Raw genomic sequence first — 22,544 nt, forward strand, 5'->3', positions numbered from 1 at the left:
GATCATTCGCTCCTTTTCATATCCTCCACCAGCTTGACAAGACTGTCAATGGTGGCTTTTTCTGACATATATGCTTTCATTCCAAAGCTCTCAGCAGCCGCCTTCGTCTGTCTGCCAATGCAGGCCGCCTTAACCTTTGAATAATCCAGTCCTTTTGTTCCCTCCACAAATCCCTTCACAGTGGAGGCACTTGTAAACACCGCACAGCTGATCTGTCCTGTTTCAAATTCCTTCTTCTCATCGATGAGCTGGCTCTTTTCGTAAAGAGTCTGATAGGTCGGAACATCCTCGATCACAGCACCTGCCTGTGCAAGAAATGCCGTGAGCTTTTCATTGCCCTTTTCTGCCCGCGGGATAAGTATCTTTTCTCCACCGGAAAGAAGCTCTGAAAGTTCCTTTCCAAGAGTATCCCCGTCATATACCGACGGCACAAAATCTGCCAGCAATCCTCTTTCCTGCAGGGCCTTTTTTGTTCCCTCCCCGATCACGGCCAGACGAGCATTTCCCATGGCACGGATATCTTTTCCATGGCGGATCAGTTCTTCAAAAAATACCCTTACACCTGTAGGGCTGGTAAATACAAGCCACTGATATTCCTCCAGGTGATCCAGCGCTTTATAGAGACGGCTCTGGTCTTCCATGGGGACAGTACGGATCGCCGGAAGCTCCAGAACCTCCGCGCCTTTTTCACGAAGCATGTCCGCAGTTCTGGAAACAAGCTCTTTCGGTCTTGTGACAAGGACCTTCCATCCTGAAAGCGGCAGTTCTTCATACCAGCCAAACTTCTCTGCCAGTGTACATACCTTACCCACCACAATGATCGCCGGTGTCTCGATCCCCTGGCGTTTCACCTCTTCTTCCAGGGTAGAAACTGTTGCTACGATCCGTTTCTGACCTGCTGTAGTTCCCTTCTGCAGGATCGCTGCAGGCATGTCCTTTTCCATTCCTGCACCTATCAGACCCTCGCAGATATCCGGAAGTGCGGACACGCCCATCAAAAATACAAGCGTTCCCTTTGTATCAACAAGTGCCCGGAAGTCTATATCATATTCTTCTCCGGCCCTCTTATGTCCTGTAATGATGTGGACTGAAGAACAGAAATCCCTGTGTGTTACCGGAACCCCGTTATATGCCGGTACTGCAATGGAGGAAGTAACACCCGGAACAACCTCATAAGGGATCCCATTCTCCCGAAGAAGCTCCAGTTCCTCTCCTCCTCTTCCAAAGAGGAATGGATCTCCGCCTTTCAGGCGCACCACACGAAGACCCCGCTGTGCCTCCTCAAGAAGTACCTGATTGATATTTTCCTGACGCATGATATGGTGACTGGCACGTTTGCCTACATTGATCAGCCTGGCATTTTCCGGGATTCTTGACAGAACTCCCTGACCTACCAGACTGTCATAGACGACCACATCTGCCTGTTCCAGCACTTTGAGGCCCTTTAATGTAAAAAGGCCAATATCGCCAGGACCCGCTCCTACCAGCCATACTTTTCCTGTTTTCATCTGTTTTCTCCTTTTTTCCGAAGAGTTTCTGCCAATTCCCTGCCTAAGCTTTCCGCATCTGCCTTATTGCCACGCAGTGTTCCTGTTACATAGGAACCGTCTTTTTCATTATAATAAAGCCCTCTGAGATAGATCTCATCCCCGAGAATTTCCGCATGGGCAGCCACCGGAGAAGAGCACCCTCCATCCAGGAGCTTTACAAAAGCACGCTCCGCACTTCCCGCGGTCCAGGCATCCTTATCACAGTAGCCCTCCAGGAAATCATAAGCTTCCCCTTTTCTTCCCTGTACAGCAAGGATTCCCTGACCAGCAGCCGGAATGATCTCATCTGCTGTAAAATACCGGTTGATCCTGGATTCCAGTCCAAGTCTCTTAAGGCCGGCAGCAGCCAGGATCAATGCACTGTACTGTCCTTCATCCAGCTTCCGGAGTCTTGTCTGAAGATTTCCGCGGATACTTCTGACATCCATATCCGGATACAGTTTTTTAAGCTGTAAGGTTCTCCTTAAGCTGGAGCATCCAAGGGGCTTGCTTTTATCAAGTTCAGAAGCTCCCTCAGGAAGAACCAGTACGTCTCTCGGATCTTCTCTTTTGGAAAAAGCCAGAAGCGGCAGCTCCTCCGGAACCTCCATAGGCATATCTTTCAGGCTGTGTACAGAAAGAATACTTCTTCCATCTATCAGTGCTTTATCCAGCTCCTTTACAAAAAGCCCTTTTCCGCCAACCTTATCCAGTGTACGGTCCAGAATGATATCCCCGGTAGTTTTCATAGTGAGGATTTCCACTTCCAGATCCGGATTTTTTTCTTTTATGTAGTCACGGACCATTTCGCTCTGCAGCACTGCAAGCTTACTCTCTCTGCTGCCGATCACGATCTTATCTCTCTTCATCTTCATCCTGCTCTCCCAATACTTTTTCCAGCGCATTCTGGATCTCTTCCCTTACACGCTTTGCTTTTTTGTGATCCAGTCCGCTGGCTGTAACTCCAACTACCATTTCATCCCGCATATATACGCCTGGGAAATAAAAATCACAGGCTTCCCGGTCGGAGGCTACATTAACATAAATGCCCTCCTCCTTACAGACACGGTGGATCTCATCATTCAGCTTCCAGTCATTGGTGGCTGCGATCACCATATATGCATTGGCAAAATCAGAACGTTTCACGGGACGGATATACAGAGTCACGGTTCCTGCTTTCCCGAGATCCATAAGCTCCTGGGTCACTTTTGTAGCCACTACCGTGATATTTCTTGTAAATTTCAGAAGAGTTTTTATTCTTCTGGTAGCAATATTACCACCACCTGCCACAACGATATTTTTATCGGACAGGTCTATAAACATGGGGAAATAAGGTTTATTCTTCATAAAGTTTCTCCAGTCCTTCCACACATTCCAGAAAAGCATCCTGGTTCAGACTGTCCCGAAGCCCGAAGATCAGCTTGTTCACAACCTTTCCGGCTGCAGTATCCACTGCTTTTTTCAGGTTTTCTCTGTCTGAATCCTCCATAGGAGTTTTCCGGAAGATTTTTTCGATCCTCAGGTTCAGATCTTCCACAGCATCCGCTTTGATCTCCTGGATGCGCGGGATGATATCACGACCTTCCAGCCACTGGAAAAATTCGTTCATCTGGGCCTTCACAATGGCTCCTGCTGCTTCTAGGTTATCTGCAAGTTCCTTCGGTGTCTCGCCGGTTCGGAAGCTGTCCATATCATAAAGTGTGATGTTATCTTTTTTTCGGATCTCCGGATCAATATCTCTTGGAACTGCCAGATCGATAAGGATCATAGGTCGTTCCACACGTACATCCTCAAACAATTCTTCCGTCAGTGTATAATTGGGGCTTGCTGTTGCGCTGACCACCAGGTCACACTCCGGCAGATAATCCATTCTCTCACCATAATTGATCCTGCTGCATCCAACAGGAATGCTCACAACACCACTTCTGTACTGACGGATCGTAACCGTCACATCCGCTCCTGCTTCACGCAGTGTCTGGGCAGCCATCTTCCCCATCTCACCGTTTCCGATCACCATACAGACTTTATTGCGAACATGATAACCGCCCTCTTCCAGAAAACGGATGGCCTGATGGATCACAGAAGGATTTCCATGGGAAAACGGCACTTCCGTTTTGATCTTCTTGCCTGCAGTTACCGCCATACGGAAAAGCACCTCCAGAACACTGTCTGTGGTAAACTCATCCCTTGACATACTCAACGCATCTTTTACCTGGGTCAGGATCTGATCTTCCCCCAGGATCTGGGATTTCAGTCCGCTGGTAAGATAAAACAGGTGTTCCACCGCCTCTTCGTTTTCTCTGCTGGTAAAATACTTCTGGTATTGTTCTCCCTGCACACCTTTCAACGAGCAGAGCCACTGATACAGGTCCGGCTTCTCCTCATCTGCAGTACTTACCCACAGTTCCAGCCGGTTACAGGTCGACAGAATAATACACCCGCAGATCCCAGCTTCTTCTTTCAGCCTGCGCAGCGCCTCTCCGGTATTTTTACGGGTAAAAGCAAACTGCGCTCTGACATCTACAGGTGCCATATTATGATCGATTCCAATCATGAATATACTCATGTCCTACGTTTCTCCTTTGTTTCCACAATCTTTTATAATGATAAACATTTCCGTAAGGAAAGTCAACTACGATTGACAATGTCAGCCCTCCCTTTTATAATATCTTATGGTAGAAATTGCGGATCATCTTTATATTCCAGCGGAGAAATATAAAGAGTTTATCATAATCACCATAATTATCAGGATGGAGGAAATCCCCGTATGAACTCAGCTTCAAAAAAAGCGATCCTAGTAGTAAGTTTCGGCACAAGCTATGAAAACACCCGTAAGCTTACCATCGAGGCCATCGAGCACGATATTGCCGATGCATTCCCGGCCTGTCCCACCTACCGTGCATGGACAAGCAAAATGATCATTGCCAAACTGAAAAAGCGGGACGGTCTTACGATCCACACGGTAAAGGAGGCTCTGGAACAGATGCTTCTGGATGGTATCACCGATGTGATCGTACAGCCGACTCATGTGATCAACGGTATCGAAAATGATCAGATGAAAGCCGATGCGCTTTCTTTTCGTGACCGTTTTTCCAGTATTGTTTTCGGAAATCCTCTTCTCACAACAGAAGAAGATAACCAGGCGATCGTCCGGGTAGTTGCAGATGAATTCCGGGACATGGATCCGGACACTGCACTTGTACTGATGGGACATGGAACAGAACACTACGCAAACACGGTTTACGCTGCTTTGGATTACCGTTTTAAAGATACCGGACATAAAAATATTTTTCTTGGAACTGTAGAAGCCTATCCAGCCCTGGACTCCCTTCTCCGGGCTGCCGACAGCTTTCATCCGAAAAAGATCGTGCTGGCGCCTTTCATGATCGTAGCCGGCGACCATGCACAGAACGATCTGGCCGGTGCAGATCCGGACTCCTGGATGAACCGTCTTTCTTCCGAAGGATATGAAGTCACCCCTGTACTGAAGGGACTTGGCGAATATCCCCAGGTCCGGCAGATCCTTGTGGAACATGTACAGCAGGCCATGAACGCTTCGGTCTGACAGAGATCAGATGATCCATATATATCCCTCATAAAAAAACTGCACCGTGATCCATCCCAGGATCTTCCGGTGCAGTTTTTTATTTTTTATGAAATTACTTGAAGTTCTGAAATTCCTGTTATTTATGCCATCAGTTCATCCAGTTTTGTCTTTACAGCAAGGATAAACTCTTTGCTGTTCAATACCTGTACCTCTTTCAGGGAAGTGATCAGTGCAAGATCCTTGGTCATCTTTCCGCTTTCAATGGTATCCAGTGTTGCTTTTTCCAGTTTTCCTGCAAAATCAGCAAGTGCTTCATTTCCGTCCAGCTCGCCTCTCTTGCGGAGAGCTCCTGTCCATGCAAAGATCGTTGCAACAGAGTTTGTGGATGTTTCTTTTCCCTCAAGATGACGATAATAGTGTCTCTGAACTGTTCCGTGGGCAGCCTCATACTCAAAATATCCCTTCGGGGATACCAGTACAGAGGTCATCATGGCAAGAGAGCCAAATGCGGAAGATACCATGTCGCTCATAACATCTCCGTCATAGTTCTTGCATGCCCAGATAAAACCGCCATCTGCCTTCATAACACGGGCTACGATATCATCGATCAGACTGTAGAAATAGGTCAGGCCGGCTTCCTCAAATTTATCCTTAAACTCTGCATCAAAGATCTGCTGGAAAATCTCTTTAAATCTTCCATCGTATGTTTTGGAAATGGTATCCTTGCTTCCGAACCATACATCCTGCTTTGTGTCCAGTGCATAATTAAAGCAGCTTCTCGCAAAGCTCTTTACGGAATCATCAAGATTATGCATGCCACGGAGAACACCTGCTCCATCAAAATGCTGGATCAGCTCCTTACGCTCTTCTCCGTCTTCGCCCTCAAATACAAGATATGCATCTCCCGGCTTGTCAATATAAAATTCTGTATTCTTATAGATATCTCCATATGCATGACGTGCAAGTGTGATCGGTTTCACCCAATTCTTTACACATGGCTCGATTCCCTTTACAACGATCGGCGCACGGAATACAGTTCCATCAAGAATAGCACGGATCGTTCCGTTTGGACTCTTGTACATTTTTTTCAGGTCATACTCTTCCATTCTGGCTGCGTTTGGCGTGATCGTGGCACATTTTACGGCTACTCCGTATTTCTTGGTTGCTTCTGCTGCATCAATGGTAACCTGATCATCTGTCTCATTTCTGTGCTCAAGACCAAGATCATAATATTCTGTATTCAGTTCCAGATACGGTGTGAGAAGTTCATCCTTGATGATCTGCCACAGGATACGTGTCATCTCGTCTCCGTCCATCTCAACTAAAGGTGTCTGCATTTTGATTTTTTCCATATTATTTTCTCCTTTTGAGGTTTATTCTCCTGTTCGGATTCCAGGTGCTCTTTCCTTTAGAATCTTTCTTCAGCACTTTTACTGTACATTGTACTCATATTTTCCGGTTCCGTCAACGCTTTTGTGCTTTACCACACTATGTTTATAAGAATTGTATAATAATTCAGCCTGCCAACAGTTTTTCACAGTTAAATTTCCCCCATCCCTGCTGATTTCTGGGAAGTCCCATATCTTCTGCATTTTCTCTTAACAACATCTTTACCTCTACATTAGAAAGCCGGGGATCTTTTTCCAGAAGGCAGGCGATCCCTCCTGACACCAGAGGCGTCGACATGGAGGTTCCGCTTTTGAGTCCATATGAGTACGGCAGTCCCGGTGCACAGGCAATGACCTGGCTTCCCGGCGCTACCAAATCCGGTTTGCACACACAGTCAAAAGTAGGGCCTCTTCCGGAAACTGCCTTTCTGCCATTCAGCATATCACTGGAGCCTACGGTAATGATCTTCCGGCTGCTTCCCGGTGCTGTTACCGTGCCGGCCCCCGGTCCCTGATTTCCTGCTGCAGCTACCACCACAAATCCCAGATCCCAAAGTTTTTCCACTCCTTCAAGAAGATCTGTCTGTTCCTTATGATCCCGGGATGTTGTTCCCACTGAAATATTAACGATACGGATATGATAAATGCTTCCAAACTCCATGATCCACCGAAATGCCCGCATCACATCCTCCCTGCTTCCGTTCCCGAAACGATCCAGAACCTTCAGAGCAGCGATACTGCAGCCAGGTGCAGCCCCTTTATATTTTCCACCTGATGCAGTTCCGTCCCCTGCAAGGATCCCGCTGACATGAGTCCCATGTCCGTTATCATCATATGGGCTGCGTCTGACTCCTGTAAAATCACGAAACACGGAAATACGGCTGCCAAAATCTATATGAGGAAAAATACCGGTATCCAGAACCGCCACGCCTATCCCTTTTCCTGTATACATCCTTTTATACCTTTCCAAAGCTCTCCCGCCGGACAGCTGACCTTTCTTTAGCTTATTCTGCGACCATCTTTCCCGCTACTCGTTTTATATAAAAAGACCCCGGGATCTTACATCTGAATCCCCGGGATCTTTGCTGTATATTTTATTTAGGTTCCGCGATCAGCTGTGGAAAAAATGAGATATACAGAAGCTGTTTTAAAAATCTCCATACCCGGTGATAATTATATTTTCTTGCAATATAATGTATAAAATACATTATCTCCTCCAATACTTAACATATCTGAAAAATAAAGGAGGTTTTTCTATGCTTCTCTTTTTTCTTGTATTCTTCGGACTCCAGATCTTTGTTCTTTTCTGCTGTGCCGCTGCAGGAAATGACGCCGCTTCCCAGGAACTATCTGACCAGGAACAGCTTCAGTTTATCGCAGAATGGAAAAAACAACATCAAAAAAAGGACGTCTGCTGAAGAACGTCCTTTTTGCTTTGCAATTCTATTCTCCATTCATATGATGATACACACCAGTCCGCCTTTGCTGTCATTTACGATCTTCTTCATAGTATCCTGAAGCTTCACCTGACTTTCTTCGCTGATCATGGCCAGCTTGTTCCGGATTCCGTCTTCCACCAGCTGCTGGATGGATTTTCCGAAAATATTGGTCTCCCAGATACTTTCCCCTCGCTCCGGGCTTTCTCTGATATACTTTATCAGATCCTCCGCCTGCTGTTCTGTACCAACGATCGGAGCGATCTCCGTTTCGATTTCCGCCCGGATCATATGAATGGACGGACTTTTTGACCGGATCTTTACTCCGAATTTATTTCCCTGACGGATCACCTCAGGTTCCTCAATAGTGATCTCGGAAAGCTCAGGCACCACAACCCCATACCCTGTTCCTTTTACCGCTTCCAGGGCAGCCTGGACTTTTACAAATTGTTCCTTCATACCGGCAAGCTCTTTTATGGTCTGGATCAGTTCATATTCGCTTTCCATGGATATCCCGCTCATTTCACTGAGCATCTGATAATAATAAATGTCTTTTACTGCGATCCGGATACGGACTTTTCCATCGGAAAGACTGACCTGCTCAAGCAATGTATCTTCCACATATGGACTTTCCAGATATACTGATTCTCTACTTACATCACGCACATGAGTAAGTCTGGTCATCTTTTCCCGAATCTCATTTAACAGAGCCGCCTTTACCTCATGTTCCGGAGAAAGCATCTCCACCCATCTGGGAACAAAAAGCTCTATCTCACTGACCGGAAATTCATAAAGGATCTTCTCCAGGATCCTGGTCACATCCTCTTTTCGAAGCTGTTCACAGTTGACTGCCAGAACGGATACTCCGTATTTCTCTTCCAGATTTTTTACGATTTTTCCGATTTCCTCACTGTAGGGAGTCTGGGAGTTTACCAGGAGCAGAAATGGTTTTCCCTGGGCTTTCAGCTCTTTTATCGTCTGCTCTTCTGCCGGAATAAAATTTTCTCTGGGAATCTCCCCGAAACTTCCGTCTGTTGTGACTACAATCCCAATGGTGGAATGCTGGCTGATCACTTTTTCCGTTCCAATGCGGGCTGCATCATGGAACGGGATTGCTTTTTCCTGCCAGGGAGTTTTGACCATCCGCTCCCTGCCTTCTTCCACATTTCCGGATGCATCTTTTACCAGAAAGCCTACACAGTCAATGAGTTTTACCCGGATTTTCTGGTTTTCCCCTATGGATACTTCCACTGCTTCTTTTGGAATAAATTTGGGTTCTACGGTGGTGATCATTTTTCCGGCACCGCTTAATGGCAGTTCATCCTGAAGTTCTGCTCTTTTTCCCTCGCTGATCGATGGCAATGCTATCAGCTCCATAAATCTCCGGATAAATGTGGATTTTCCTGTACGGACCGGGCCCACAACCCCTATGTAGATATCCCCGCCCGTCCGTGCCTGGATATCACGGTAAACCTGAAAGTTTTCCATATAAAAAAGCCTCCCTGCATATACTGGCCTGTAAGCTCCGGAAACCATCTGCAAAAGATAATTCCCGCATATCACAGTATATGCCCGGAAGGCTTCTTATATGCTGCTGTTCATCAGGAACAGCAGCCCTTTGTATTCCTCACATCAGTCTTTAATATAAAACTCATTATGAAGCAGATGATGCTCTTTGCCTTTGAGGAGTCCCTCATAAAGCTCCAGAACCAGTGGGTTCTCATCGGATTTCTTGATGATCATGGTATTGTCTGCATTGTACAAACCTCTTGCTCTGGCTGCCTTGGTTCTGTCACCGGATCTGGTCGGCTGACCTCCACCCATGATACATCCACGGCGGCATGCCATAACCTCGATCAGATGATAGTTTGCTTCGCCGTTCTTTACACGTTCCATAACGGTTCTTGCATTTGCAAGGCCACTGGCTACGCATACATTGATATCCATTCCCTTGTACGGTACGGTAAATTCCTTGATTCCCTCTTCACCACGAACACCGCACTCTGCAATCTCATGCATGGCTTCCTTGCTGTGATCTGGGCTCAGTCTTCGAAGAACTGCCTCGGTAACACCACCGGTAACACCGAAGATAACGCCACCGCCGGAACCAAATCCAAACGGCATATCGCATGCTTCCGGATCCAGTGTTGCAAAATCAAGACCAAAGTTATCGATCATGCGGAGAAGCTCTGTGGTTGTGATAACGATATCGGTATCCTGCTCACCATCGGTAAAGCTGTTGGGGCGGATTGCCTCTGCCTTCTTGGCAGTACATGGCATAATAGAAACCATAACAGTCTTCTTGCCTGCTGCATGCTCCGGATCACGGAAGTATTCCTTGATAACCGCAGACATCATTCCCTGTGGGGAACGGCAGGTAGAAATGTTCGGAACATATTCTTTATACTGATCAGTGATAAACTTCACCCATGCAGGACAGCAGGAAGTCAGAAGCGGAAGATTCTCACCCTTCTCCACTCTGTTTAGGAACTCCTTGGTCTCTTCCATGATGGTAAGGTCGGCACTAAATGTGGTATCGTAGACTTCGTCAAAGCCCATTCTGTGAAGCGCGTTAACGATTTTACCCATAACACTTCTGCCTTTGGCAAGTCCGTAATGATCACCAACTGCAACACGAACTGCCGGTGCAACCTGTGCAACAACACGAGTATTCTTATCAGCCAGTGCATCCCATACTTCATCCATATGTGTACGGATGGAGATCGCACCTGTCGGACAGTAAACACGGCACTGACCACAGTTTACACACTGTGTCTCAGCAATCTTTTTATTGAATGCAGGCATGACCATGGCCTCTGTTCCACGGAATGCGAATCCAAGAGCTCCGATTCCCTGAAGTTCCTCGCAGGCACGTACACAGTTGCCGCAGAGGATACATTTGTTCGGATCACGGATGATGGACGGTGAACTGTCATCGATCTCGTGCTGTTCTCTTGTATTTTCGAAGCGGATATCCCGCACGCCAAGGCGATGTGCCAACTCCTGCAGGATACATTCGCCGCTCTTTACACAGGTTGTACAGTCACGGCAATGTGCTGCAAGAAGTAATTCCACGATCAGTTTACGATATTTCTTAATACGGCCGGAGTTGGTATAGATAACCATTCCGTCTCTCGGCTGCTCAGAACATGAGGCAAATGTTTTGCCTCTGTCATCCTCAACTGTACAGAGACGACAGGCACCAAAGGTGGAAACCTCTGAATGATAGCACAGTGTGGGGATATTGATACCGGCATTCCTGATGACTGTCAGGACATTTTTTTCGTCGGTGAATTCTACTTTTCTTCCGTCAATTGTCATTGTACCCATAAGATATCCTCCCTTCTATGCTTCCACATAAATCGCATCAAAGTTACAGTTATCCTTACAGGATCCGCATTTGATACATACGTCGTTGTTGATTACATGTGGATGCTTGATCTTTCCTGAAATCGCACCAGCCGGACAGTTCTTCGCACACTTGCCGCAGCCGATACAGAACTCAGGATTGATATGGAATTGACGGAGCGCCGTGCAGACCTTCGCACGACATTTCTTATCTACGATATGCTCTACATATTCGTCACGGAAACGCTTCAGAGTACTGATGACCGGAAGCGGTGCACTCTTACCGAGTCCGCACAGGGCCATGCTCTGAACCATGTTTGCAAGCTCTTCCAGCTCATCCAGATCGGAAAGCTCACCCTTACCTGCGACGATTCTCTCCAGGATCTCAAGCATACGTTTGGTACCCTCACGGCAGGGAACACATTTACCACAGCTCTCACGCTGTGTAAAGCTCATGAAGAAACGCGCAACCTCTACCATACAGGTATTCTCATCCATAACAACCAGTCCGCCGGAGCCCATGATGGCATCCAGCTTCTTAACAGAATCAAAATCAAGCGGATGATCGATCTGATCGTCGATCAGACATCCACCGGAAGGACCTCCGATCTGTACACCCTTAAATGCAGCACCGCTCTTAAGACCGCCGCCGATGTCATAAATGATATGACGGAGGCTTGTTCCCATCGGCACCTCGATAAGGCCGGTGTTCTCAATGGAACCGGTAAGTGAGAAGGTCTTTGTTCCGGGGCTTCCCTCTGTACCGATGGTGTGGAACCAGTCAGCACCCTGAAGGATGATCTTCGGTACGTTGGCGTAGGTCTCTACGTTATTGAGGACGGTAGGCTTACCCCACAGACCCTGCTCGACAGTTCTCGGAGGTTTTACTCGAGGCATACCTCTGTTGCCTTCGATAGAAGCAGTCAGGGCAGAACCTTCACCACATACGAACGCTCCGGCACCGCGATTGATATGTAAGTGGAAATTAATACCGGAACCAAGGATATTATCACCAAGAAGGCCATAGGACTCTGCCTGCTCAATAGCCATTCGAAGTCTCTGTACAGAAAGAGGATACTCGGCACGCACATAAATATAACCATCTTCTGCACCTACTGCATAGGCAGCGATCACCATACCCTCGATCATCTTGTAAGGATCACCTTCCATTACGGAACCATCCATAAATGCTCCCGGGTCACCCTCATCACCGTTACATACTACATAACGGACTTTTTCCGGCTGGCGTGCAACCTGTGACCATTTCTTGCCTGCAGGGAAGCCTGCACCGCCACGGCCGCGGAGACCAGACTTCGTGATCTCGTCGATAACACCCTGTGGGGTCATTTCAAAGAACGCCTTCGCCATTGCGGAAAAGCCGCCTACGGAAATATATTCATCAATGGACTCTGCATCGATCTTGCCACAGTTCTCAAGAACGATCCTTGTCTGCTGGTTCAGGAACGGAATGTCACTGGGATGTGGACAGGCCTCATCATTATGACGATAAAACAGACGCTCAACAGGCAGTCCGCAGATCACGGTCTTCTCTACGATCTCGCGACAGTCGTCTACCTGAACATGTACATACTGATAATCATAGGGCTCAATTCTCATAAGAGGGCCAAGTTCACATAAGCCCTGGCATCCGGTCTTAACGATTCCTACATGAGGAACATCCTTCTGCATCTCAACCGCAACACCCTCGATTCCTTCACAGAGTCTTGACATTTCTTCATAAATCTTCTGAGCACCGGAAGCAATACATCCGGTACCGGAACAGACGAGAACACGGCAGGTATAGCCATCAAGATTCTTCTTAACCTCAGCCTGTTTATTTTTCAGATCTTCCATACTGGTTATACTCATACGCTCTCACCTCTCAATTCATTTAAAAGCTCAACAGCCTTCTCAGGAGTCATCTTCGGGTGAACTTCATCATTTACAGTCAGTGTCGGTGCAAGTCCGCAGGCACCAAGACAGGAAACTGTCTCAACGGTAAACATCATATCATCTGTAGTATGCTTCTTATGACTCAGTCCAAGTTCCTTCAGCATTGCTTCCTTTACAGGCATGGACTTACGTACATGACAGGCAGTACCGTCACATACCTTGATGATGTACTTGCCTTTCGGCTCAAAGGAAAAGTTTTCATAGAAAGTGGCTACACTGTACGCCTTCGCTTCTTTTACACCAATCTGTTCCGCAACATAAGTAAGAAGCTCTCCCGGAAGATAACGGTACTCAGCCTGGATATCCTGCATGATCGGAATCAGTGATGCAGCTTTCCGGCCGTAGTGCTCGATGATCTCATCCGTTTTCTTGTAATACGTCTGGTCTAACATTCGGTTCCCTCCTTGTTTCTCATAGATTTCCCACTTGATCAACCTGTTCCACTACAGGTTAATGCTTTAACACTCTGTCAGTGCCGCGCATTTATGCAAATCATTATTTTGCACTATTTCATGCCTTTAATTATAACTTATATGGTCATTTTTCACAAGCAGTTTTTTTGCTTTTTTCAGAATATATCGAAATGTTTACAGTGGCTTACTGATTTTGTATCTATTTTCCATAAAATATGTTCAATTTTTAACAGCCTTGATAATAAAGATACAAATCTGCTCTTTGTTTCTGTCCAAAAACATTAAAGCCGGTTATTGATTTTATTTCTCAATTACTTTAAGATGGATAAAAGTGCGTGGAAAACATTTAATTAATTTATTTTGTAAAGGAGAACATCTATGCGAAATCTTGACACACCAGTAAAACAGATCCGGCGAAAGATTTTTACCGAAATTGCTAAGATCGGATTTGAATCCACGGACGAATCAATGATCCATGATATCGAATCCATTCCCTACAATATTGTAGAGGAACACGCGAAATACCGCGAAAGCATCTATCGTGAAAGAGCTGTTGCAAGCGAACGTGTCCGTCTGGCCATGGGACTTTCCCTCCGCCCGGAAAATCGTTCCGTCCACCTTACCGATGGCGTGAAAGCCAGCAACATTGACGAGAAATATTATGAACCACCTCTTATGCAGGTGATCCCTTCCGCATGTTCCGCATGCGAATCCAACAAATACGAAGTCAGCAACATGTGCCGCGGCTGTGTCGCACATCCCTGTTTACTCACCTGCCCCAAAGGCGCCATTTCCATGGTAAACGGAAAATCCTTCATCGACCAGGACAAATGTATCCATTGCGGAAGATGCAAAGCTGTCTGTCCTTACGATGCCATCGCCCATAAAGAACGCCCCTGCGAACGTGCCTGCGGTGTAAAAGCCATCGAGAGCGATGAACAAGGACGCGCCTCCATCAACCAGGATAAATGCGTATCCTGCGGCATGTGCATGGTCAGCTGTCCATTCGGAGCTATCTCCGACAAATCCCAGATCTTCCAGCTGTCCCACGCCCTTCGAGAAGGAACTGAGATCATTGCAGAAATCGCCCCCGCCTACATCAATCAGTTCGGCGAAGACATCACCCCGGGCCAATTCCGCTCCGCTCTCAAACAGCTGGGCTTCTCAAACATTTATGAGGTAGCACTGGGCGCAGACATCGGCTGCATCTCTGAAGCACACCACTACGCCAAAGAAGTAGCAACCGGCCACCTCCCCTTCCTTCTCACCTCCTGCTGCCCGTCCTGGTCAGTCATGGCAAAGAAATACTTTCCGACCATGATCGACAACATCTCCCAGGAGCTGACCCCGATGGTGGCAACTGCCCGGATCGTAAAAAAAGAGCACCCCCATGCGAAAGTAGTCTTCATCGGACCATGCGCCTCCAAAAAACTGGAAGCCATGCGACATTCCGTAAGAAGTGATGTAGACTTCGTGATCACCTTCGAGGAACTCTGGGGCCTGTTCGACGCCAAAAGCATCACCCCATCCACCTGCGAAGAGCTCCCGGAAGAAACCCAGGCCGCAACCGCAGCAGGACGAGGCTACGCCATTGCAGGCGGCGTAGCCGGAGCCATCGAAAACTGTCTGAAGGAATACTATCCCGATGTACCAGTCCACATCGAACACGCAGAAAGCCTTGCCGAATGTAAAAAAGTCCTCACTCTGGCAAAAGCCGGCAAGATCAAAAACTGCATGATCGAAGGAATGGCCTGCCCCGGAGGCTGCATCGGAGGCGCCGGAACCAACGCCGGCTTCGCAAAAACCTCCAAGGCCCTCAAAAAATACGTAGACAGCTCAGAACCAAAACTCCCCTCACAGGAACTGGAAAACCTGGAGTTGAACTAACTACCTCAAAATATTCCACTATATAATTCCCCCAATATTTCAATTTGATTGAATAAAAAACGGAGATGCAACCTAGATCTTTAATCTTCAAGGTTGCATCTCCATTATTTTATCAACCAGGACAGGGCAAAGCCCACCACCACTACTTCTCCACCGTCTCCGTACTCTCCGGCCAGGTATACTCCTCCCCCTTCAACTCCGCCAGAAGACTCCTAAGCTTATATCCATAACTTCTCCCGGCGGCCCAACCGCTGCCGTAAGGATTCTCCTGAATCCCAAGCCATTCCACATAAGGTGCACTCTCCCGGGTCACATACTGAAAACGGTTATCCACACAAGCCTGGTTCAGCTCCTCCGAAGAAGCATAAGCCTTCAGATGCTGCACCTGCGCCCGGATCCCCGTCCTTACATCAGGAAAAGAATTACCGGCAACACCACCACCGGTAGTTCCCAGCCCCGAAAAATTAAACTGCCCCACACTGGCATCCCCACCAAACTGAAGCCACCCGGTCTCAAGCATGGCCTGCTCAAAAACAACCTCTCCACGGACGCCCTCCGCATCCGCTTCCTCTATCACAATCGTGCAAAACGTATCAATATCCGGTGCACCACCCTCCGTCAGGATGCCGGAAGGATACTCCACATTCTGCGCCTCATACTGCACTACCATATCCTCCGCATCCACTGTGGTACACCCCATGATCGTATAATATCCATAAGTATTATCTGTGGAATCATCCACAAAACCCTCTGTATCACTCTCTCCAGATGACTGAGGCTTCGAAATCTGACCCTCCATAGAATGATCCGCTTCCTCTGCCAAAACACCTGCAGGCGTTCCGAACACCAGAACGCCTGCAAGTACCATCATCCGTAAACAAAAACTAATTCGGAATCTGTACATATATAAATGATCAATCCTTTATTACTGTTATTACTGCGCTTTTCTCATTGCAGCTTCAACCACATGACCTACAAGAACAGAAGTTGTAACACTTCCTACTCCGCCAGGAACCGGTGTGATCGCATCAACGATTGGCTCAACTGCCGCATAATCAACATCACCACAAAGCTTGCCCTCTGCATTGACATTGATACCAACATCGATAATAGTCTGTCCCTCTCTGACATAATCAGCGCCGACAACACCAGCACGACCAGCTGCAACGATGACGATATCCGCCTCTTTTGCAACAGACGGCATATCAACGGTTCTTGTATGGCAGATCGTTACTGTCGCATTTTTCTTAACAAGCATCATGGCAGCCGGTTTACCAACTACAAGACTTCTTCCGATAACAACCGCTTTTTTGCCTGTGCAGTCGATTCCATAGTGATCAAGGATCTCCATGCATGCCTGCGGTGTACATGGCGGGAATCCGATCTTCTTGCCTGTAAATACACCAGACATGGAAAGATCTGTCATACAGTCAACATCCTTCTCTGCTGCAAGTGCATTCTCGATCACTGCCTGATCCAGATGTTTTGGCAGCGGACGGAACAGAAGAACTCCATGGATCTTGTCATCTTTGTTTACTTTATCGATGGTTGCAAGAAGCTCATCCTGGGAAACATCCTCCGGAAGAAGAATTTTCTCACATGCAACACCAAGAGTCTCACAGCGCTTTGTAGCACCTCTCTCATAGGAAATATCGCTTGGATTCTCACCAACACGGATAATGCAAAGTGTAGGATCTACACCTTTTGCCTGAAGCTCTGCAACGTTCGCTTTGATCTTTTCATTGAGAGCCGCTGTTACTTCTTTACCTAATAACTGCTTTGCCATTTGTCTGGTTCCTCCTATTTCAGTCTTCCGAGAACACTGTCAAATGTCTCGTCTGCGATCTTTGTATATTTCTCAAGCATAGCGTCTGCTTTTTTGTTTAATTCCTCTGCATACGCACGGTCAGCCATAGATTTTGTGTTAATGTACACATTCAGGCTTGCTCCCTTAAGAGCTGCTTTGCAGAATGCAGCACCTACACCAGCATCACTGATTGCAAGCTTAGAACCTTTTGCTCCGAACTCAACGATAAGTTCAATAGCCTCGCAGCATTTCTCCATGATCTCCATAGGAACAGAGCATGCTTCCTTGAGGGCAGCTTCCATTACTCGAGCCTTCTCAGCCTTCTCTTCTTCTGTCTCTCTCGGCATTCCGTAAGCCTTGGAAAGAGGCTCAAAAACTTCCGCATCTCTCTCGATCAGATGAAGGAAATCTTTCTGAAGCTGATCACATTTCTTTTTCAGCTCCCACATTTCATCTTCTACATCTGCATATTTTTTCTTACCGACAGTAAGGCTTCCAACCATGTTTCCAAGAGCTGTACCAACAGCAGCTACAAGGGCAGATGCACCGCCGCCGCCTGGAACCGGTGCCTTGGAGCTTAATACCTCGACAAATTCAGTACATGTACTGGTAGAAAATCCCATAGGACTCTCCTCCTTATATTCTTATTTTAGCACTCTTTAGAGCCCATTGGGGGCTTTATAAAAAGCCCCCTCCGGTTGTTTTTGATCTTATGTTCCGATTAGAAGAGACCTGTGATCTTACCTGTCTCATCTACATCGATCTTGGTTGCTGCCGGAACTTTCGGGAGACCTGGCATAGTCATGATCTCACCTGTCAGAGCAACGATGAATCCTGCACCTGCGGAAATCTTCAGGTTACGTACTGTTACCTCAAAGTCTGTCGGTGCACCAAGTTTTGTCTGATCATCAGTCAGACTGTACTGTGTCTTAGCAACACAGATCGGGCAGTTGCCAAATCCAAGTGTTTCCAGCTGTTTTGCCTGTTTCTGAGCATTTGCTGTAAGAACAACTTTCTTACCACCGTAAACTTTCTGTACGATGTTATTCAGTTTATCCTCGATGGATCCCTCAAGCTCATAAGCATATGTGAAGTCATTCGGCTCCTCAACAAGACGGATTACTTCCTCAGCAAGCTTCATGCCGCCTTCGCCGCCTTTTGCCCATACCTCGGAAAGTGCAACGTTAACGCCAAGCTCTTTACATTTTGCCTCAACCAGGTCAAGCTCTGCCTTGGTATCGGTCGGGAATGCATTGATAGCAACTACACATGGAAGTTTGTATACATTTTTGATATTGCTTACATGTTTCAGAAGGTTTGGAAGACCTTTCTCAAGAGCCTCAAGGTTCTCGTTGTTCAGATCTGCCTTCGGAACACCACCGTTGTATTTCAGTGCACGAACAGTAGCTACGATAACAACTGCGCTTGGATGAAGGCCTGCCATACGACACTTGATGTCAAGGAATTTCTCTGCACCAAGGTCAGCACCGAATCCAGCCTCTGTGATAGCATAATCTGCAAGTTTCATAGCCATCTTTGTAGCTGTTACGGAGTTACATCCATGAGCGATGTTTGCGAATGGTCCGCCGTGTACGATTGCAGGAACATGCTCCAGTGTCTGTACAAGGTTTGGTTTCAGGGCATCTTTCAGAAGTGCTGTCATAGCACCCTCTGCATGAAGATCACCAGCTGTTACCGGTTTCTGCTCGGAAACTTTACCATAGGTATATCCGATGATGATTCTGGAAAGTCTCTCTTTCAGGTCTTTGATGTCACTTGCGAGGCAAAGAACTGCCATGATCTCAGATGCAACTGTGATGTCGTATCCGTCTTCACGAGGCATACCGTTTGTTCTTCCGCCAAGACCATCTACTACATTACGAAGCTGACGGTCGTTCATGTCCACGCAACGTCTCCATGTGATCTTTCTCGGGTCAATGTTCAGGTCATTACCCTGGAAGATATGGTTGTCGATCATTGCTGCAAGAAGGTTGTTTGCCGCACCGATCGCATGGAAGTCACCGGTAAAGTGAAGGTTGATATCCTCCATCGGAACTACCTGTGCATAACCGCCGCCTGCTGCACCACCTTTTACACCGAATACCGGTCCGAGGGATGGCTCACGAAGAGCTACCATTACTTTTTTGCCCATTTTCTGCATTGCATCTGCAAGACCAACGGTTGTTGTTGTTTTTCCCTCTCCTGCAGGTGTCGGGTTGATAGCTGTTACGAGGATCAGCTTACCATCTTTCTTGTCACTCTCTTTTAACAGATTGTAATCAATTTTTGCTTTGTACTTACCGTACTGCTCCAGATATTTGTCGTCAATACCTGCCTTCTCTGCAATCTGTGTGATTGGAAGCATTTCGCACTCCTGTGCAATTTCGATGTCACTTTTAAATCCCATAATGTTACCTCCCTTTAGGTATTTTTACAGTTTTTAATCCCTTAAAACTGCATCTCTATAAAAACAGGTCCCATCCTGTTCTTAACTATTTTTCATTTTTAAAGACATTTCAGAAATGCCTTTAAAGACCCAATGATAACGTCTCCCATAACGGCCATATCCTCAGCCGCAAAGGAAACCGGAAAATTATCAGAAAACAAGATCTGTGAGGACGGCGGGAACTCATCATCGCCCTCCCAGAGGATCATCTGAACTACATATCCTGGAAAGATCTCCACCTGGTATGCAATATCTCCATGATCCACGGGAACCGCATGGATGTGTTCCATAATTTCCTTGAAATCCTTAAGTCTGTTTCCGTATGTGAAAGCTAGGCGTTTGATGCACCTGCCATCAAACTGACGGAGATAAACCTCTCCCCAGGGCATTTCCCTGTATGTTTTAAACCTTCCGCTTCCCTGAGATACATTCCCGTTCAGCAGAAAACGGATAGCAAGGATCTTTGCATAATGCATTTCCTCAAGAGGATAAAATCCCGCATCATCTTCCTCATGAGTTACCTGAAAATCCGGCCAGGAAATATAATAAACGCTTCCCAGGAATTTCAGAGTCAGTTCTTTCTTCTCTTCGTCATAAGGAAGTGAAAGACGTCCGGCAATTTCTGCCGGGTCTACCTTAGCGAACTCCTCTGTATAATGCTCCCAGGGCATTCTTTCTTTGCTGTCTTTTTCATAATTCAAGTCATTTATACTAAAAGCCATGTTTTACCTCTGCTGTTTTAGTCTGCTTTATCTCTTCTGCTGTTCTTCCATAACAGACGGAAACAGATTTGTGTCCGTATGCGGAATAAAGCATGCACCTACAAACTCATCCATATAGGTAGGAACTGTAGAAAGCTCCAGGTAAGTCATATTTGAAGCCAGTTCATAGGTTTTCTTCTCTGCTGATGTGGAATGAAGCATCAGATAAGCACCCGTCAGAGAAGAGTTACCAATGTAATGGAACTTCTCAAGAGGGATATCCGGGAACATTCCGATATGTACTGCATTAGCCATATTGATCCCGCTTCCGATTCCACCGGCAACATATACGTCATCGATCATGGAAACATCGAAATCAAGAGAATTCAGCATAGTACGGATTGCAGAGAAAATAGCACCTTTGGCACGGATAAAATTATCAATATCTACTTCTGTGATCTCAACATCCTTGGCAGAACCGGCTTCCTCTTCAAACGCGATCACATAGCTTCCCATGCCATAATGATCGTGACGGATTCTTTTGCCCTCACGGACAAATTTTCCCTTCGGATTGATGATTCCTGTCATAAAAAGTTCACTGATCACATCAATGATACCGGAACCGCAAAGTCCTACCGGTTTGGTTCCAGGTTCACCTACAACCTTATATGTCGGCTCCATAGTTTCTTTATCAATGGTACATGCCTCAATAGCACCGTCTGTAGCACGCATACCGCAGCTGATATCTCCACCCTCAAAGGCAGGACCTGCGGAACATGCACAGCTCATCATAAAATCGGAATTACCGAATACAAGCTCTCCGTTAGTACCAAGGTCGATAAACAGAGAAAATTCCGGTCTGTTCCAGATCATACTTACCAGTGTACCGGCAGTGATATCTCCACCTACATAGCTTCCGATATTCGGAGCCATGATAATATGGGCATCCGGATTGATCTCAATTCCCACATCCGATGCAAACAAGGAATTTGTTTTGAAAAACGTAGGAATATACGGTTCCATACGAAGCGGATCCGCATTGATCCCTGCAAACAGATGATTCATGGTTGTATTAGAAGCAACACACATCCGGTAGATCTGTTTCTCCGGGAAATGAATACTTCTGCACATCTCATGGATCATCGGGTTAATGGTCTCTTTGATCACCGCATCCTGAAGTTTCTTCTTTCCGCCAGGTTTCTGAGATTCGATGATACGGTTGATAACATCCGCACCAAAACGGATCTGTCCGTTTCCGGAAGAACTCTTGGCCAGAATCTCTCCTGTTTCCATATTGATCAGGACTGCAGAAACGGTTGTGGTACCGATATCTACAGCAAGACCACCGATCACAACATCTTTCTTACTGTCAAAAATATCATAAACATACATGTCATTTGGTGCTGTACGAACCACGCACTTCACAGAAAATTTACTCTCACGAAGTACATCTGGAAGCTTCTTAAGCACCGCATACGGAATTCTGACACGCTTCAGGTTCATAAACTTCTGAAGTGCACGGGTCAGTCTTTCATTATCCGGCATGGTATCATCCAGTGATGGAATATCCATCTGAAGTTCCACAACATCAAGACTGTTTGTAAGTTCTATGCCAGCCATCTCAACTTCATGCTTGGCATTTTCAAAAATAGCGATTTCTTCTTTTGAGCTCAAATCAGCCACTTTCATTCGGCTCTTATATGCGGATGCAATATCCGGAACAAGAACCTCCACATCTGCACTGATCTTGCTCATACAGGCCAGACGCCAGCCTGCGCCATATTCTTCATCCGAAATATGAAGAGTTTTCTTTGAGTCCAGTTCTCCGCTTTTTAACTGTACCCGACATTTTCCACAGGCTCCGTTTCCGGAACATGGTGCATCGATAGCCACATTGGCACTACGAGCAACCTCCAGTAAATTATCCCCCGCATTGGCAAATGCTTCTACCGTACTGCCATTTTCAAAAGCAAAAGTCACCTTAAACATTCGGCAACCACCTTTCTCGCCTCGTAAAAGTTATTCGTCTTCCACCTGTGGCGTTGGGAGTTAGACTAAACTATATTAGTAAAAAAGAGGCTGAAGGCCG

General features: G+C 46.6%; 19 protein-coding genes. 3 read left to right on the top strand and 16 right to left on the bottom strand.

Annotated features, from left to right (window positions below):
• Positions 1-2 precede the first annotated feature (2 nt).
• From cobA to hemA, 4 genes are read right to left on the bottom strand one after another with little or no spacing between them, the layout of a single operon-like run.
• The gene (gene cobA, locus CCC70_RS11255; protein ID WP_287084858.1) at positions 3-1,508 is read right to left on the bottom strand and encodes a uroporphyrinogen-III C-methyltransferase; all 1,506 of its coding nucleotides are present in this window, start codon (positions 1,506-1,508) and stop codon (positions 3-5) included.
• On the bottom strand, positions 1,505-2,398 hold the full coding sequence (gene hemC, locus CCC70_RS11260; RefSeq protein ID WP_022426910.1) for a hydroxymethylbilane synthase: 894 nt from the start codon (positions 2,396-2,398) through the stop codon (positions 1,505-1,507). The genes cobA and hemC overlap by 4 nt, the downstream gene beginning before the upstream one ends.
• Positions 2,385-2,876 (bottom strand): precorrin-2 dehydrogenase/sirohydrochlorin ferrochelatase family protein, encoded by a 492-nt coding sequence (locus tag CCC70_RS11265; protein WP_015525267.1) that lies wholly within the window; start codon positions 2,874-2,876, stop codon positions 2,385-2,387. Before CCC70_RS11265 ends, hemC begins: the two co-directional genes overlap by 14 nt.
• The gene (hemA, locus tag CCC70_RS11270) at positions 2,866-4,095 is read right to left on the bottom strand and encodes a glutamyl-tRNA reductase (protein WP_021653027.1); all 1,230 of its coding nucleotides are present in this window, start codon (positions 4,093-4,095) and stop codon (positions 2,866-2,868) included. The genes CCC70_RS11265 and hemA overlap by 11 nt, the downstream gene beginning before the upstream one ends.
• Positions 4,096-4,296: 201 nt before the next feature.
• Between hemA and CCC70_RS11275 the strand changes: the two genes are divergently transcribed.
• Positions 4,297-5,094 carry a sirohydrochlorin cobaltochelatase gene (locus CCC70_RS11275; protein ID WP_278796936.1) on the top strand — a complete coding sequence of 266 codons (798 nt, stop codon included), beginning with the start codon at positions 4,297-4,299 and terminating at the stop codon, positions 5,092-5,094.
• A gap of 122 nt (positions 5,095-5,216) precedes the next feature.
• Here CCC70_RS11275 and CCC70_RS11280 read toward each other — a convergent pair whose 3' ends face one another.
• Together CCC70_RS11280 and CCC70_RS11285 are read right to left on the bottom strand one after the other, a co-directional pair.
• On the bottom strand, positions 5,217-6,428 hold the full coding sequence (locus CCC70_RS11280; RefSeq protein WP_059085918.1) for an NADP-dependent isocitrate dehydrogenase: 1,212 nt from the start codon (positions 6,426-6,428) through the stop codon (positions 5,217-5,219).
• A gap of 163 nt (positions 6,429-6,591) precedes the next feature.
• Positions 6,592-7,416 carry a S8 family peptidase gene (locus tag CCC70_RS11285; protein WP_015525272.1) on the bottom strand — a complete coding sequence of 275 codons (825 nt, stop codon included), beginning with the start codon at positions 7,414-7,416 and terminating at the stop codon, positions 6,592-6,594.
• Between the two features lie 304 nt (positions 7,417-7,720).
• Between CCC70_RS11285 and CCC70_RS11290 the strand changes: the two genes are divergently transcribed.
• Positions 7,721-7,882, top strand: coding sequence for a hypothetical protein (locus tag CCC70_RS11290; RefSeq protein ID WP_015525281.1), 162 nt, complete (start codon positions 7,721-7,723; stop codon positions 7,880-7,882).
• Positions 7,883-7,918: 36 nt separating this feature from the next.
• Here the strand turns inward: CCC70_RS11290 and spoIVA are convergent, their stop codons facing one another.
• The 4 genes from spoIVA to CCC70_RS11310 form a co-directional block, all read right to left on the bottom strand.
• Positions 7,919-9,388, bottom strand: a complete 1,470-nt coding sequence (gene spoIVA, locus CCC70_RS11295; protein WP_287084859.1) for a stage IV sporulation protein A — start codon at positions 9,386-9,388, stop codon at positions 7,919-7,921.
• 144 nt (positions 9,389-9,532) lie between these two features.
• A complete protein-coding gene (locus CCC70_RS11300) occupies positions 9,533-11,230 on the bottom strand; it encodes a [FeFe] hydrogenase, group A (protein WP_110103282.1) in 1,698 nt (565 codons plus the stop codon).
• Between the two features lie 15 nt (positions 11,231-11,245).
• Positions 11,246-13,117: an NADH-quinone oxidoreductase subunit NuoF gene (locus tag CCC70_RS11305; RefSeq protein ID WP_118369163.1), complete on the bottom strand. Its 1,872-nt coding sequence runs from the start codon at positions 13,115-13,117 to the stop codon at positions 11,246-11,248.
• Positions 13,114-13,593: a complex I 24 kDa subunit family protein gene (locus CCC70_RS11310; RefSeq protein ID WP_022426537.1), complete on the bottom strand. Its 480-nt coding sequence runs from the start codon at positions 13,591-13,593 to the stop codon at positions 13,114-13,116. The genes CCC70_RS11305 and CCC70_RS11310 overlap by 4 nt, the downstream gene beginning before the upstream one ends.
• 399 nt (positions 13,594-13,992) lie before the next feature.
• Here CCC70_RS11310 and CCC70_RS11315 point away from each other — a divergent pair, with 399 nt between their 5' ends.
• Positions 13,993-15,501 carry a 4Fe-4S dicluster domain-containing protein gene (locus CCC70_RS11315; protein ID WP_287084860.1) on the top strand — a complete coding sequence of 503 codons (1,509 nt, stop codon included), beginning with the start codon at positions 13,993-13,995 and terminating at the stop codon, positions 15,499-15,501.
• Between the two features lie 142 nt (positions 15,502-15,643).
• Here CCC70_RS11315 and CCC70_RS11320 read toward each other — a convergent pair whose 3' ends face one another.
• From CCC70_RS11320 to acsV, 6 genes are all read right to left on the bottom strand, one after another.
• Complete coding sequence (locus CCC70_RS11320; protein WP_330577200.1) at positions 15,644-16,405, bottom strand: glucosaminidase domain-containing protein; 762 nt, start codon at positions 16,403-16,405, stop codon at positions 15,644-15,646.
• A gap of 30 nt (positions 16,406-16,435) precedes the next feature.
• On the bottom strand, positions 16,436-17,287 hold the full coding sequence (locus tag CCC70_RS11325; protein WP_015525289.1) for a bifunctional 5,10-methylenetetrahydrofolate dehydrogenase/5,10-methenyltetrahydrofolate cyclohydrolase: 852 nt from the start codon (positions 17,285-17,287) through the stop codon (positions 16,436-16,438).
• Positions 17,288-17,301: 14 nt separating this feature from the next.
• Complete coding sequence (locus CCC70_RS11330) at positions 17,302-17,931, bottom strand: cyclodeaminase/cyclohydrolase family protein (RefSeq protein ID WP_021651423.1); 630 nt, start codon at positions 17,929-17,931, stop codon at positions 17,302-17,304.
• 98 nt (positions 17,932-18,029) lie between these two features.
• Entirely contained in the window at positions 18,030-19,715 is a 1,686-nt protein-coding gene (locus CCC70_RS11335; protein WP_138277590.1) for a formate--tetrahydrofolate ligase, read from the bottom strand.
• 98 nt (positions 19,716-19,813) lie between these two features.
• Positions 19,814-20,476, bottom strand: coding sequence for a DUF3786 domain-containing protein (locus CCC70_RS11340; RefSeq protein ID WP_118369155.1), 663 nt, complete (start codon positions 20,474-20,476; stop codon positions 19,814-19,816).
• A 27-nt stretch (positions 20,477-20,503) separates the two neighbouring features.
• Positions 20,504-22,444, bottom strand: a complete 1,941-nt coding sequence (gene acsV, locus CCC70_RS11345; protein WP_015525294.1) for a corrinoid activation/regeneration protein AcsV — start codon at positions 22,442-22,444, stop codon at positions 20,504-20,506.
• Positions 22,445-22,544 lie beyond the last annotated feature (100 nt).

The organism is Blautia sp. LMAG:89 (genome assembly GCF_008679485.1).
Lineage (GTDB): Bacteria > Bacillota > Clostridia > Lachnospirales > Lachnospiraceae > Blautia_A > Blautia_A fusiformis.